This window comes from Prauserella endophytica (assembly GCF_005146945.1).
In the GTDB taxonomy this organism is placed as follows: domain Bacteria; phylum Actinomycetota; class Actinomycetes; order Mycobacteriales; family Pseudonocardiaceae; genus Prauserella_A; species Prauserella_A endophytica.
This window is the reverse complement of the sequence record NZ_SWMS01000007.1, coordinates 188,404-200,261: the sequence shown is the minus strand read 5'-3', so window position 1 is coordinate 200,261 and position 11,858 is coordinate 188,404. Positions and strand designations below refer to the sequence as shown.

At 70.5% G+C, this 11,858-nt stretch carries 13 protein-coding genes; 5 read left to right on the top strand and 8 right to left on the bottom strand.

Annotated elements, in window-relative coordinates; translation table 11 throughout:
• Positions 1 to 10: 10 nt before the first annotated feature.
• From FCN18_RS15410 to FCN18_RS15395, 4 genes are read right to left on the bottom strand one after another with little or no spacing between them, the layout of a single operon-like run.
• A complete protein-coding gene (locus FCN18_RS15410) occupies positions 11 to 352 on the bottom strand; it encodes a hypothetical protein (RefSeq protein ID WP_112267629.1) in 342 nt (113 codons plus the stop codon).
• 10 nt (positions 353 to 362) lie between these two features.
• Positions 363 to 1,655 (bottom strand): aromatic ring-hydroxylating oxygenase subunit alpha, encoded by a 1,293-nt coding sequence (locus FCN18_RS15405; RefSeq protein WP_137095428.1) that lies wholly within the window; start codon positions 1,653 to 1,655, stop codon positions 363 to 365.
• A 31-nt stretch (positions 1,656 to 1,686) separates the two neighbouring features.
• Positions 1,687 to 2,919 (bottom strand): CaiB/BaiF CoA transferase family protein, encoded by a 1,233-nt coding sequence (locus tag FCN18_RS15400; RefSeq protein WP_206077906.1) that lies wholly within the window; start codon positions 2,917 to 2,919, stop codon positions 1,687 to 1,689.
• On the bottom strand, positions 2,892 to 3,749 hold the full coding sequence (locus FCN18_RS15395; RefSeq protein WP_112267623.1) for an enoyl-CoA hydratase/isomerase family protein: 858 nt from the start codon (positions 3,747 to 3,749) through the stop codon (positions 2,892 to 2,894). The genes FCN18_RS15400 and FCN18_RS15395 overlap by 28 nt, the downstream gene beginning before the upstream one ends.
• 61 nt (positions 3,750 to 3,810) lie before the next feature.
• On the opposite strand from FCN18_RS15395, the gene FCN18_RS15390 reads away from it, so the two are divergent.
• On the top strand, positions 3,811 to 4,782 hold the full coding sequence (locus tag FCN18_RS15390; protein ID WP_137095427.1) for a TIGR03621 family F420-dependent LLM class oxidoreductase: 972 nt from the start codon (positions 3,811 to 3,813) through the stop codon (positions 4,780 to 4,782).
• Here the strand turns inward: FCN18_RS15390 and FCN18_RS15385 are convergent.
• The 3 genes from FCN18_RS15385 to FCN18_RS15375 are packed head-to-tail and all read right to left on the bottom strand — an operon-like array spanning position 4,732 to position 7,289.
• Positions 4,732 to 5,598: an SDR family NAD(P)-dependent oxidoreductase gene (locus FCN18_RS15385; RefSeq protein WP_112267619.1), complete on the bottom strand. Its 867-nt coding sequence runs from the start codon at positions 5,596 to 5,598 to the stop codon at positions 4,732 to 4,734. The two genes, FCN18_RS15390 and FCN18_RS15385, sit on opposite strands and share 51 nt — an antisense overlap.
• Positions 5,550 to 6,506 carry an LLM class F420-dependent oxidoreductase gene (locus tag FCN18_RS15380; protein WP_137095426.1) on the bottom strand — a complete coding sequence of 319 codons (957 nt, stop codon included), beginning with the start codon at positions 6,504 to 6,506 and terminating at the stop codon, positions 5,550 to 5,552. Before FCN18_RS15380 ends, FCN18_RS15385 begins: the two co-directional genes overlap by 49 nt.
• A gap of 18 nt (positions 6,507 to 6,524) precedes the next feature.
• Complete coding sequence (locus tag FCN18_RS15375; RefSeq protein ID WP_137095425.1) at positions 6,525 to 7,289, bottom strand: SDR family NAD(P)-dependent oxidoreductase; 765 nt, start codon at positions 7,287 to 7,289, stop codon at positions 6,525 to 6,527.
• 113 nt (positions 7,290 to 7,402) lie between these two features.
• Between FCN18_RS15375 and FCN18_RS15370 the strand changes: the two genes are divergently transcribed.
• From FCN18_RS15370 to FCN18_RS15355, 4 genes are read left to right on the top strand one after another with little or no spacing between them, the layout of a single operon-like run.
• Positions 7,403 to 8,878, top strand: a complete 1,476-nt coding sequence (locus FCN18_RS15370) for an aldehyde dehydrogenase family protein (RefSeq protein ID WP_137095424.1) — start codon at positions 7,403 to 7,405, stop codon at positions 8,876 to 8,878.
• 8 nt (positions 8,879 to 8,886) lie between these two features.
• Positions 8,887 to 9,816, top strand: a complete 930-nt coding sequence (locus FCN18_RS15365; protein ID WP_137095423.1) for a sucrase ferredoxin — start codon at positions 8,887 to 8,889, stop codon at positions 9,814 to 9,816.
• Between the two features lie 16 nt (positions 9,817 to 9,832).
• Positions 9,833 to 10,138 (top strand): DUF4286 family protein, encoded by a 306-nt coding sequence (locus FCN18_RS15360; protein ID WP_112267611.1) that lies wholly within the window; start codon positions 9,833 to 9,835, stop codon positions 10,136 to 10,138.
• 4 nt (positions 10,139 to 10,142) lie between these two features.
• On the top strand, positions 10,143 to 10,928 hold the full coding sequence (locus FCN18_RS15355) for an NAD(P)-dependent oxidoreductase (RefSeq protein ID WP_112267610.1): 786 nt from the start codon (positions 10,143 to 10,145) through the stop codon (positions 10,926 to 10,928).
• On the opposite strand, the gene FCN18_RS15350 is transcribed toward FCN18_RS15355, so the two are convergent.
• Positions 10,925 to 11,755 carry an SDR family oxidoreductase gene (locus FCN18_RS15350; RefSeq protein ID WP_137095422.1) on the bottom strand — a complete coding sequence of 277 codons (831 nt, stop codon included), beginning with the start codon at positions 11,753 to 11,755 and terminating at the stop codon, positions 10,925 to 10,927. The genes FCN18_RS15355 and FCN18_RS15350 overlap by 4 nt on opposite strands.
• Positions 11,756 to 11,858: the final 103 nt, after the last annotated feature.

Genomic DNA, 11,858 nt, shown 5'->3' with positions numbered 1-11,858 from the left:
GCTGTCCTTTTCAGACCGAAGGTTCGGCGACCGTGTCGAAGAACGCGGCGCCGGAGTCGGGGATCCTGGGCTGTTTGAAGACGTTGACCGGATAGGACACCAGGACCATCGAGTACAGCAGGTGCAGCAGTCGCGTGGCGTCGTCGGGCAGGTCGTTCAGGTCCAGCTCGTTGAGGTAGCCGATCGCCTCCTCCGCCCTCGGGGCGATGGCGTCGTAGAACTCGCCGAGCTCGTCGATGGTCTTCGACAGCCGCATGTCGTAGCGTTCCTGGCGCGTCGGCAGCGCCCAGTCGGCGACGTACGGCTCGAGCTCGCGGAAGGACTCGGGCAGGGTGGTGGCCTGGTTCGTCATCGGTTCGCTCCTACCTTTCGCCCGAGCTCTGGTGCGCGGCCACCGCGTCGCGGATGACCTTGTGGAAGTTGCGGATCAGCAGCTCCTGGTCGGAGAGGTGGAACTTCCCGTTGGCGCGGGTCGCCAGCGCCGAATGGGTGGCCTCGACCGTGTTGGAGTCCTGCATCGCGAACTCGATCGTGCTGTCCGCCACCAGTTCCTGCGCCAGTCGCTCCTGCGCGTTGCGCGGCGGGGGGAAGTAGATGTCGAGCTCGTAGGTGTGCGAGTCGAGGCTCTCGGGCCAGTACTGGTAGGTGATGTAGAAGTTCCGCGCCCAGATCTGGAACGAGAAGTTGGGGAACAGCCAGAAGGAGTCGTTGCCCCACGAGTTGATCCGGCCCTTGTTGAGAGCAGCCGGCAGCGGCCCGACGTCGGGGACGTCGTCGGGACCGAACAGCCCCGCGCGGAAGAGGCGGTACACCCACTTCTGGTCGCGCCGGGCGGGGCCGAGCGCGCCCGGCTCGCGCGGCGGAAGCGGCGGCGGCCCCGGCACGGAGGTGAGCATGTGCGGCTCGAAGATGTCGTAGTGGTAGGCGTCCACCGGCGGCACGAGCTTCTCGGCCTTGGATACGTCGGGGTCGATGAACCGGCCGTGCACGTACGGCGGGTGGTACCACTCCAGCACCGCGTCGATCGAGAGCTTCCAGTTGCCCTTGATCCGGGTCTTGTAGCCGAAGTGCTGCGTCATCTCACCGAAGGGGTAGCTCTCCAGCTCGAGCATGCGGTCGCCGAGGAACCCGCTCAGGGGCTCGGCGTCCCTGGCGAAGTTGACGAAGATGAACCCGGCCCACGTGTCACAGTGCACCCTCGGCATCCCGAGCGCGCTCTTGTCGAGCCCGAAGAACTGCTCCTCGTTGGTGACGTGCGTGACGCGGCCGTCGAGCCCGTACCGCCAGCCGTGGTACTTGCACGAGAACTCGCGGCAGAAGCCCTTCGTCTCCTCACCGGGATGCTCCTGCCAGACGACCTTGTTGCCGCGGTGCGCGCAGACGTTGTGGAACGCCGCCACGGAGCCGTCCGCCTGCCGCACCACCACGATCGAGCCGAGTCCCGGAAGGTCCCTGGTGAAGTAGCTGCCGGTCCTCGGCACCTGTTCCACGCGGCCGACCTTCAGCCACGAGCGCCGGAACACCGCGTCGCGCTCGGCCTCGAAGAACTCCTGCGAGATCGAGTCCTCGTAGCTCACCGGACCGGTGCCCAGCTCCGGGTAGAGGGGGGTGAACTTGCCCTTCCCCGTGGCCAGCCGTTCCTGAATGCCTGTCATGGCTTCCGCCTTTCCTCCTGTGGGTTCGAGTTCAGACGACGCCGTCCGCGCGCAGGCGGGCGATCTCGGCCTCGGTGCGGTGCAGCAGGCCGGTGAGCACGTCGTCGGTGTCCGCCCCGAGCGCGGGGCCGAGCCAGCGGATCTCGCCGGGAGTGTCCGACAGCGACGGCAGCACGCCCGGCACGGCCAGGGGCCCGATCCGGGAGTCGGCGAGGACGATGTTCTCGCGGTGCCGGTACTGGGGATCGGCGAAGATGTCGGCGACCGAGTGCAGCGGTCCCGCGGGTACCTGCGCCTCGCGGCAGCGGGCGAGCACCTCGTCGCGGGTCAGCGTGCCCACCCACCCGGACACCAGCTCGTTGACCCGGTCGCGGGCGGCGAGCCTCGCCCGCGTGGTGCCCAGCTCGCCGGGGTCCGCCAGCTCGGGCCGCTCCATGGCCTTGGCGAGCCTGGCGAACATGTCGTCGTTGGTGCACGCGATGGCGATCCAGTGCCCGTCCCGAGTCCGGTAGTGGCTGTGCGGGAGCACGTTGACCGTGTCGGCGCCCATCCGTTCCCGGACGAACCCGGACTGCTGGTAGGCGGGCACCAGCTCGTCGAGGGCCCGGAAGATCGTCTCGTACAGCGCGAGGTCGATGCACTGCCCGCGTCCCGTGGCCTCCCTGGCGCGCAGGGCGAGCAGCACACCGATCACGCCGTAGAGCCCGGTGACGTAGTCGGCCAGCGACGTCGAGCCCGGCGTGACGGGCGGACCGTCGGGCTCGCCCGCCAGCAGCGCGAGCCCGGAGAAGGCGTGGGCGATCCTGGCGAAGCCGGGCAGGTCCCGGTTGGGGCCAGACTGCCCGTAGGCGGAGACCCGCAGCAGGATCGCGCGCGGATTCAGCTCCTGGATGACGTCGTAGCCGAGGTTCAGGCGCTCCAGCACGCCGGGCCGGAAGTTCTCGATCACCACGTCCGCGCCGGCGATCAGTTCCCTGGCGAGTTCGGTGCCCCTCGGATCACCGAGGTCGATCGTCACCGACCGCTTGTTGCGGCTCTCGCTGAGCCACACGAGTGTGTCGCCGCACTCGGTGCCGGTGCCGAAGCGGCGCAGGTTGTCGCCGGTGCCCGGCCGCTCGACCTTGATGACCTCGGCCCCGAACTCCCCGAGCACGGTCGCGCAGAACGGGCCCGCGAGGTAGGTCCCCAGATCGAGAACGCGAATGCCGTCGAGTGCGTGCATGGCGCCGCGTCCCGTCAGCCCGACCAGGGCTTGTCGTCCCAAGCCCGGTCCAGCGGTTCCATTCCGCCGCCGAACGGGAAGAACCCGCGCTGCGCGTAGGTCTCGCGGGCGACGCCGTGGCCGACCTCGTTGAGGAAGGCGCGTTTGAGCTCCTGGGTGAACAGCTGGCGGGTGTAGCGCAGCACGAGCGGCGGGCGCTTCACGAGCTCGTGCGCGAGCTCCCACGCCCGGTCCAGCAGCTGGTCCTTCGGCAGCACCTCGGCCACCGCGCCCCAGTCGAGCGCCTCCCGCGCGCTGAGCTTCTTGCCGGTGAGCAACAGGTAACGGCCGCGGTTGTGTCCACAGAGGAAGTTCCAGATGATGTGCTGACCGTCACCGGGCACCTGGCCACGGGGGAAGTGCGAGACGTCCTGGAACCACGCGTCCTCGGAGGCGAGCACGATGTCGCCCATCAGCGGGACCTCGGAGTGGATGTTGCAGGGCCCGTTGACGGCGCTGATCATCGGCACGTCGACATCGAGGACGTTGAACTGGAGATTGCGGTTGTACCAGGCCTTCTCGTCGAGCTTCCACAGTCCGCGCTCACCCGGCATCGCCTGGTAGACGGGTTCCTCGGGCGGCTCGCCGTTCGGCAGCAGTCCCCAGTTCGCGTTGTAGTTCTCGCCGGTTCCCGTGTGGATCAGGCACTTGATCTCGCGGTCGCCCGCGACGTCGGCGAAGGCGTCGGCCATCTCGTCGTGCGCCTTCCAGTCCCACACGAGGGAGCCGCCGTCGGTGTGGCACTGCATGAGCAGGATGCCGTCCTCGCTCAGCTCGAACCGGTAGTTGGCGTACCGGTTCTGGTACTCGCTGAACCTCGTCCGTTTGACCATCCCTGCCCCTTCCAACTTCGGAGAAGCACATTCTCCGATATGGAGATGATATTCTCAAGGGGTGACGACGAAGACGCGTTCCTTCCGCTTCGCGGTGCAGGCCACCAAGGCGACGTCGGCGGCCGAATGGCGCGAGCTCGCCAGGAAAGCCGAAGACCTCGGGTTCTCCACGCTGTTCGTGGCCGATCACTACCTTGGCCGGGGTCCCGCGAGCCGGGAGGCGAGACTGCCGCCGCAGCACCTCGCGCCGATCGCCGCGATCGCGACCGCGGCCGCGGTCACCGAGACCCTCCGCGTGGGCTGTCGCGTCTTCTGCGCCGACTACCACGTGCCCGCGGTGCTGGCCAAGGAGGCGGCCACGCTGGACCTGCTCTCCGAGGGCAGGCTCGAGTTCGGCATCGGCGCGGGCTGGAGCGAACCGGAGTACCGCGCCATGGGAGTCCCGTTCGCGCCGGCGCCCCGGCGGGTCGCGAAGCTCGCCGAGGTGGTCGCGCTCGTCAAGGCCCACTGGGCAGGCGCCGAACTGGACCATCGCGGCGAGTTCTCCACCGCGACGGGCTACACCGGCCTGCCGCTGCCGGTGCAGCGGCCGCACCCGCCGATCATGATCGGCGGCGGGCGCAAACGCGTGCTGTCGCTGGCCGCGCGCGAGGCCGACATCGTGAGCATCTCCAACGTGCCGTTCGATCCCGTCAACGACGAGGGGCTGACCCCGCACGAGGAGGCGGCACGCAGGCTGGGCTTCGTCCGGGAGGCCGCGGGTGAGCGCTTCGCCGACCTCGACATCGAGAGCTCGCCGTACTTCACCGAGGTCACCGGAGACGTGGACGCGGCGCTCACGCTGGTCGCCGAGCGCATGCGGGTGTCCGCCGACGGCCTGCGGGAACATCCGAACGTGCTCGTCGGCTCGGCGGGGGAGATCGCCGACCGGCTGTGCGCGCGGCGCGAGGCTCTGGGCGTGAACTATGTCAGCGTCCAGCAGTCACAGCTCGACACCTTCGCTCCCATCGCCGCCCGCCTCGCCGGTCAGTAGCGACGGGGGCGGCTGTGTCGACCAGCCCGAGCCCGGCCAGTTGAGCCACCCCGACGAGGCGAACGTGCCGCCGTCGGGGTGCAGCGTGGTTCCCGTGACGTAGGCGGACAGCCCGGACGCGAGGAACACGGCGCAGCCCGACACGTCGGTGACCCGGCCAGCCCTGCCCATCGGGATCGTCACGCCGACGCCCGCGCCCGCCTGGCCGTTGCCGGCGAACCGCGCCATGTTGGGTGTGGGTGTGTAGTCGGGCGCGATGTTGTTGACCCGGATTCCGTCCGGGGCGAGCTCGACGGCGAGGCTTCTCGCGAACTGCTCCACCGCGGCCTTGGCCGCCGAGTACACGGCGAAGCCGGGGGCCGCCCGGTGCGCCTCGATCGTGGTGACGTTGACGATGCTCCCGCCGCGCCCGCCCGCCTTCATGCGCGGCACGGCGAGCGAGCACGCGTGCAGCACGTGGAGCAGGTTGGTGCGCAGCAGCGCGTCCCAGCCCTTCGGCGTGGTGTCGGTGAACGCGGCGCGGAACGTGCCGCCGACGAGGTTCACGAGCGTGTCGAGCCTGCCCCACCGTGCGTCCACGGCGGCGAACAGCGCACCGAGCGCCTCGGGGTCGCGGGCGTCGCCCTCGTGCACGAGGGCCTGACCTTCCAGCCGGTTCCGGAGGGCTCCGGCCGCCGCGCCGTCGATGTCGAGCACCGCGAGGCGCACCCCGTTGGCGGCGAGGTCCAGTGCGATCGCCTCGCCCAGCCCGCCTGCCCCGCCGGTGATCAGCGCGACGGTGCCGTCGAGCCCGGCTCGCTCGGCGAACCAGCCCATGCCGCGTCACCTCCGCCCGGCAGGTACGTGGAGCCGAAACCGTCCAGAAACTCGAGCGTGGCCTCGAGGGTGCGCGTTCCGCTCGACACCACGATCCACGTGACACCGGCCTTCTCGATCCGCGCGAACGCCTCGCGGTGGCGGTCCGCGTCGACCGTGGGGGAGTGGATTCCCTTGCCCTGGTAGGAGTACGCGACGTCGATCGGGTGCGGCCCCTTCGCCTGTTCCCGCAGGGCGGCGATCGTGGTGGCCAGCTCGTCGAGTGAGCCGAGCGCGGGCGTGCGCGCGGTGGTGCTCAGCTCGGCCCCGCCGCTCATCGGCATCCAGCCCTGGGCGCGCGCGGCGACGCGGCGGCGGGTGAGCGCGGAGTTCCCGCCGATCCAGACCGGGACCGGATCCTGCGCCGGGCGGGGCAGCGCGACGACGTCGCGCGCGCTGAAATGCCTGCCCTGATAGCTGAACGGCGTGCCGCTCCAGTGCAGCGGGAGCACATCCAGCACCTCGTCGAACAGCGCGTTGCGCTCCGCGAAGTCGACGCCGAGCGCATGGAACTCGCTCTTCTGGTAGCCCGTGCCGAGCCCGAGGATCAGCCGCCCTCCGGAGAGCCGGTCGAGTGTCGCCGCCGCCTTCGCGAGCAGGAACGGGTTCCGGTACGGCGCGACCGCGAGGTAGGTGAGCAGCCGCAGCCGTCGTGTCGCGGCGGCCGCGTAGCCGAGCGCGACGAACGGGTCCAGCGTCTGGTGGCCGCCGGAGGCGAGCCAGCGGGCTCCCGGCACGGGGTGCTCGCTGAGCGAAAGCCCGGCGAATCCCGCGCGTTCCGCCGCGGCCGCCACCTCGTGCAGTGGCCCGGCGGCGAGCGCGTCGCCGTCAGGGCCGCCGGCCTCGGGATAGTGGAAGATGAAGCGCATCGTCACCTCGTGTCCCGGTCAGCGGGCCAGGTAGCCGCCGTCGACCGGGATCGCGGTCCCGGTGACGAAGGACGACTCGTCGCTCGCGAGGAACAGCGCCGCCGCCGCGAGCTCCCTGGGCAGGCCCCAGCGCCCCATCGGCTGCGGCGGGCGCAGGTCCTCCGGCGGTGTGGAGCTGCCGTCAGGGTCGGCGTTGGCCAGGCCCGTCCACGTCATGCCAGGGCAGATGGCGTTGACCCGCACGTTCTGCCTGGCGTAGTCGAGTGCGGCCGATCTGGTGAGCTGCACGACGCCGCCCTTCGCGGCCGAGTAGGCCGCTTTGCCCTTCCAGCCCACGACTCCCGCGGTGGAAGCTGTGTTGATCACGGAGCCGCCGCCGGAGGCGAGCATGGCGGCGATCCCGTACTTCATGCCGAGGAAGACCCCTTTGAGATTCACCGCGACGAGTTCGTCGAAGGTCTCCTCGTCGATCTCGGCCAGCGGCCTGCTCTCGCCGCCGAACCCGGCGTTGTTGAACAACACGTCGAGCCGCCCGAACTCCCGGGTCGCCGTGTCGATCATGGCGGCGACGTCGGCCGAACTGGCGACGTCGACCCGCACAGCCACGGCGGCGGTACCGATCTCTGCCGCCGCCTCCTTCTCGTGACCGCTGCGGTCGGCGCAGACGACGCGGGCGCCCTCGCGGGCGAACAGCATGGCGGCCGCCCTGCCGATGCCGGAGCCCGCGCCGGTGACCACGGCGACCTTGCCGGCGAGCCTGCCCTGGGTCGAATGATCAGCCATGGAACCACCTTAGAGGCTTGATCTCCAAATTGGGAAATGTTGTTCTCGCGCTTGACCGCAACGCTGAGGTAAGGTTCTCCTTACATGAGAACGTCGTTTCCAAAGGAGGCGGGATGGCGATCCAGGACCAGGTGGCCTCGGTGCTGAGCGCGAGCAGGCGCCTGTTGATCGACGGCCGGTTCGTCGAGCCGCCGCGGACCTCTCCCTCGCTCAACCCCGCGACGGGTGCGGTGCTCGGCGAGGCGCCGGACGCGGGCGTCGAGCACGCCGAGGCGGCGGTGGCCGCGGCGCGCAGGGCGTTCGACACCACGAGCTGGGCGACGGACGTGGAGCTGCGGATCCGGTGCCTCGACCAGCTGTACCGCGCGCTGAGCGAGCACAAGGAGGAGCTGCGGGAGCTGACGATCGCCGAGGTCGGTGCGCCCCGGATGCTCACGCACGGCGCCCAGCTGGACGAACCGGTCGAGCTCGTGGGCTACTACGCCGGGCTGCTCCGCGAGCACCCGCTCACCGAGGACCTCGGCGAGGCGGAGTACCAGGGCCAGCGGCACCACCGGTGGATCGAGAAGGAGGCCGCCGGAGTCGTCGCCGCGATCATCCCCTACAACTTCCCGCTGCAGCTTGCGCTGGCGAAGCTCGCTCCCGCGCTGGCGGCAGGGTGCACGGTGGTGCTGAAGGGCGCGCCGGACACGCCGCTGGTGACGCTGGCGCTGGGCGAGCTGATCGCCGAGCACACCGACATCCCGCCCGGCGTGGTCAACGTGATCACTTCGTCCGAAGTGGAGGTGGGCGAACTGCTGACCACGCACCCGGACGTCGACGTGGTCAGCTTCACCGGGTCCACCGTCACCGGGCGCCGCATCCTCGCCGCGGCGAGCAGCACCGTGAAGCGGGTCTTCCTCGAACTCGGTGGCAAGTCAGCCCTGATCATGCTCGACGACGCCGACATCCGGGCCGCGTCGATGTACGCGGCTTTCGGCATCTGCCTGCACTCCGGTCAGGGGTGCGCGCTCAACTCCCGCCTGCTGGTGCCGCGGCACCAGCACGACGCGATCGCCGAGAGCGTCGCCAAATACCTCGGCAAGGTGTCCTATGGGGATCCGGGGGATCCGAAGACGTATATGGGTCCGTTGATCAGTGAGCGGCAGCGGGAGAAGGTGGACGGGATGGTGCGGCGGGCTGTGGAGGCCGGGGCGGTGCTCGTGACGGGGGGCGAGAAGGTGGATCCCGGGTTCTTCTACACGCCGACGTTGCTGGCGAATGTGGATCCGGACAGTGAGCTCGCGCAGGAGGAGGTGTTCGGTCCGGTGCTGGCGATGATCCCGTACGACGACGAGGACCACGCGGTGCGTATCGCCAACAACTCCATCTACGGCCTCTCCGGAGCCGTCTACGGCGGTGACCAGGAGCGCGCCCTCGCCATCGCCCGGCGCATCCGCACCGGAACGTTCAGCATCAACGGCGGCAACTACTTCTTCTCCGACACCCCGTTCGGCGGGTACAAGCAGTCGGGCATCGGCCGGGAGAAAGGTGTGGCGGGGCTCGAGGAGTTCCTGGAGAGCAAGACCTTCGGCACGGTCGTCGCGTAGGGGGCACCGTGACGAGTCACCGCCAACCGCGACCCGTGGGCTGCGCGGCGATCCGGCAGGCGTTCGGGGAGCCGTTGTTCGCGACCGCGCCGGAGAGCGCGAGCGCGTGGCTGCTCGTCGAGCACCCCGGACCCTGGCCTGCCACTGGATCGCCATCCGGACTGCCGCCGGAGATCCTGCGGCTGCGGGACCAGGCCGCCGAGGCCGGAATCCGCTGGCACTGGATCAGGTCCGTCCGCGACCGGCGGCGCCCGTCCACCACGGTGTTCGCCGCGGGAACCCGGCTGGGCGGCACGTGGATCGAACGCGCGACGCTGACCGACCTGCGCGAGCTCGCGGCCCTCGACCTCGGCACTCACGCCGAGGGCAGGCCGCCGGGTTTCGGGCAGCGTGGTGAGCACCGGGTGGTCCTGGTCTGCACGCACGGGCGGCGGGACGTGTGCTGTGCCCGCCTCGGCAGGCCGGTGGCCGAACGGCTCGATCGGCGGTTGCCCGGCCAGGTCTGGGAGTCGACGCACCTGGGCGGGCACCGGTTCGCCGCCTGCGTGGTGACACTGCCCGACGGCGTCTTCCACGGCGGCGTCACCCCCGCCGACACGGCCACGCTCGCCGACGCAATCACCGCGGGACACGTCGTTCCCGACCGGTTGCGGGGCCGGGCCGGGCTGCCCGCACCGGTGCAGGCGGCGGACTACTTCGCCCGTGTCCACTATGGAATACGCGGTGTCGATGGCGTGCTGCCGCTGCGGCACGACTGGGCGCCCGATGGCACCGTCCGGGTGGAGCTGTCCCTCGGCGACGGCACCGCGTGCGTGGTCCACGTGCGCGCACGGCGGTCCACGGCCGCCCGCCCGACGTCGTGCGCGGCTTCGGAGTCGACCGGTACGCCGGAAACCTTCGAGCTGGTCGCACTGCACTGCCGCCAGGGTGCGGCCTGAGCCACAGGGAGGCGCGATGAAGCTCGTGATCTACTCCAGTGCCCTGGCGGGCAGGGACGAGGAGTTCAACGAGTGGTACGACACGGTGCACCTGAAGGAGGTCCTCGAGATCCCCGGGGTCACCTCCGGCACCCGCTACCGCGTCCGCTCCGCCGGGCGCGGGCCCCTGCCGGAACATCGGTACGCGACCGTGTACGAGATCGACGGCGATCCCGAGGCGGTACTCGCGGAGATCTTCGCCCGCTCCCGCGACGGGCGATTCCAGCTGAGCGACAGCATCGACGCGGCGAGCACGCGGATGCATTTCTGGGAGGAGCCGTGATCCGGTGAGCAGACTGGGATTCGTCGGCGCGGGCCGTATGGGCGCGCCGATGGTGGAGCGCTTGCTCGCCCGCGGGCACGAGGTGCGGGTGCTCGCGCGCTCGGCCGGACGCGCGGACGCGCTCGCCGCCGCGGGTGCGACCCCGGTCGGCTCCGTCGCCGAGGTCGGCACGGGGGCGGAGGTGGTGCTCGTGTGTCTCTTCGACGACGAGCAGGTGCGCGAGGTGTGCCTCGGCGGCGACCTGACGGCCGGGATGGCCGACGGGTCCGTCCTCGTCGTGCACACCACCGGAAGCCCGCGCACGGTGGAGGAGATCGCCGCCCGCGGAACCACCGTGGTCGACGCTCCCGTGAGCGGTGGCCCGCACGACATCGCGGCGGGCAGGCTCACCCTGTTCGCAGGCGGCGCCGACGACGCCGTGGCGCGCGTCCGGCCGGTGCTTGGCGCCTACGGCGATCCGGTGCTGCATGTCGGCGGTCTCGGCGCGGGCCAGCGGGTGAAGCTTGTCAACAACGCCCTGTTCGCCGCCCACATCGGACTGCTCGGCGAGGCGGTGCGCCTCGCCGGCCAGCTTGGCGTCGCCGAGGAGGACCTGCTCGGCGCACTTTCCCACGGCAGCGCGGCGAGCCGCGCCCTGGCCGGTGCGGTGGCCCGCGGCTCGGTGGACGGCTTCAGCGCCGCCGTGCGTGACTTCCTCGGCAAGGACGTCGCGGTGGCGCGTGCGGTCGCCACCGAACTCGGTGGCGACCTCGGCGCGCTCGGACCCGCGATCGGCGCCGCGGTGCCCTAATCGAGGAACAGATCCAGCTGTGGGTTGTCCCCGCCGCCGTAGCGGGACAGGTCCGTGACACCCGCTTCGGTGAGGACTTCCGCGTCGATGTGGCAGTTGCCCGTGGACTCCTTCGCCGGGCGGGAAAGGATCTCCACGGCGGCGTCGGCCATGATCTCCGGACGGCGCGCCGACGAGAGCAGGCTCTGTCCGTCGGCCATGTTCGCCACCGCCGCCGTGGCGATGTAGGTCTGCGGCCACAGGCAGTTGACCGCGATGCCCTGGCCGGCGAACTCCTCGGCCCAGCCGAGCGACAGCAGTGTCATCCCGTACTTCGACTGCGTGTACGCGGGATGCGCGCCGAGCCAGCGCGGGCTCAGGTTCAGGGGTGGCGACAGCGTGAGCACGTGCGGGTTCGCCGAATCCCGCAGCGCGGGAAGGCAGGACTGTGTCAGCAGGAACGTGCCGCGCACGTTGATCTGCTGCATCAGGTCGAACCGCTTCACGGGTAGCTCTGCGGTGCCCTCCAGCGCGATGGCGCTCGCGTTGTTCAGGCAGATGTCGATGCCGCCGAACCGCTCGACCGCCGTCTCCGCCGCGCGCCGCACGTCCTCCTCCCGGCGTACGTCACCCACCACCGCGACCGCCTTGCCGCCCGCGGCCTCGATGTCGGCGACGGCGGTGTGCACGGTGCCCGGCAGGCGGGGGTGCGGCTCGGCGGTCTTGGCCAGCAGGACCACGTTGGCGCCGTGCCGGGCCACGGCGGTCGCGATCGCCAGCCCGATTCCCCGGCTGCCGCCGGACATGACCATCGTGCGTCCGGTCAACGGGTGCTGTCCGTCAGGCATCAGACCTCCTCGTAGCGCATTCTCATTGATGGTATTGGCATTCTCATTTTCTGCAAGTACCGTATCCGCCGGTAGGACTTGAGCTTGCGACCGAAGGGGACCC

Excerpts from the sequence above, each read along its gene's own strand:
- FCN18_RS15410 (WP_112267629.1), bottom strand. The coding sequence starts at position 352 with ATGACGAACCAGGCCACCACCCTGCCCGAGTCCTTCCGCGAGCTCGAG.
- FCN18_RS15405 (WP_137095428.1), bottom strand. The coding sequence starts at position 1,655 with ATGACAGGCATTCAGGAACGGCTGGCCACGGGGAAGGGCAAGTTCACC.
- FCN18_RS15395 (WP_112267623.1), bottom strand. The coding sequence starts at position 3,749 with ATGGTCAAACGGACGAGGTTCAGCGAGTACCAGAACCGGTACGCCAAC.
- FCN18_RS15385 (WP_112267619.1), bottom strand. The coding sequence starts at position 5,598 with ATGGGCTGGTTCGCCGAGCGAGCCGGGCTCGACGGCACCGTCGCGCTG.
- FCN18_RS15380 (WP_137095426.1), bottom strand. The coding sequence starts at position 6,506 with ATGCGCTTCATCTTCCACTATCCCGAGGCCGGCGGCCCTGACGGCGAC.
- FCN18_RS15375 (WP_137095425.1), bottom strand. The coding sequence starts at position 7,289 with ATGGCTGATCATTCGACCCAGGGCAGGCTCGCCGGCAAGGTCGCCGTG.
- FCN18_RS15370 (WP_137095424.1), top strand. The coding sequence starts at position 7,403 with ATGGCGATCCAGGACCAGGTGGCCTCGGTGCTGAGCGCGAGCAGGCGC.
- FCN18_RS15360 (WP_112267611.1), top strand. The coding sequence starts at position 9,833 with ATGAAGCTCGTGATCTACTCCAGTGCCCTGGCGGGCAGGGACGAGGAG.
- FCN18_RS15350 (WP_137095422.1), bottom strand. The coding sequence starts at position 11,755 with ATGCCTGACGGACAGCACCCGTTGACCGGACGCACGATGGTCATGTCC.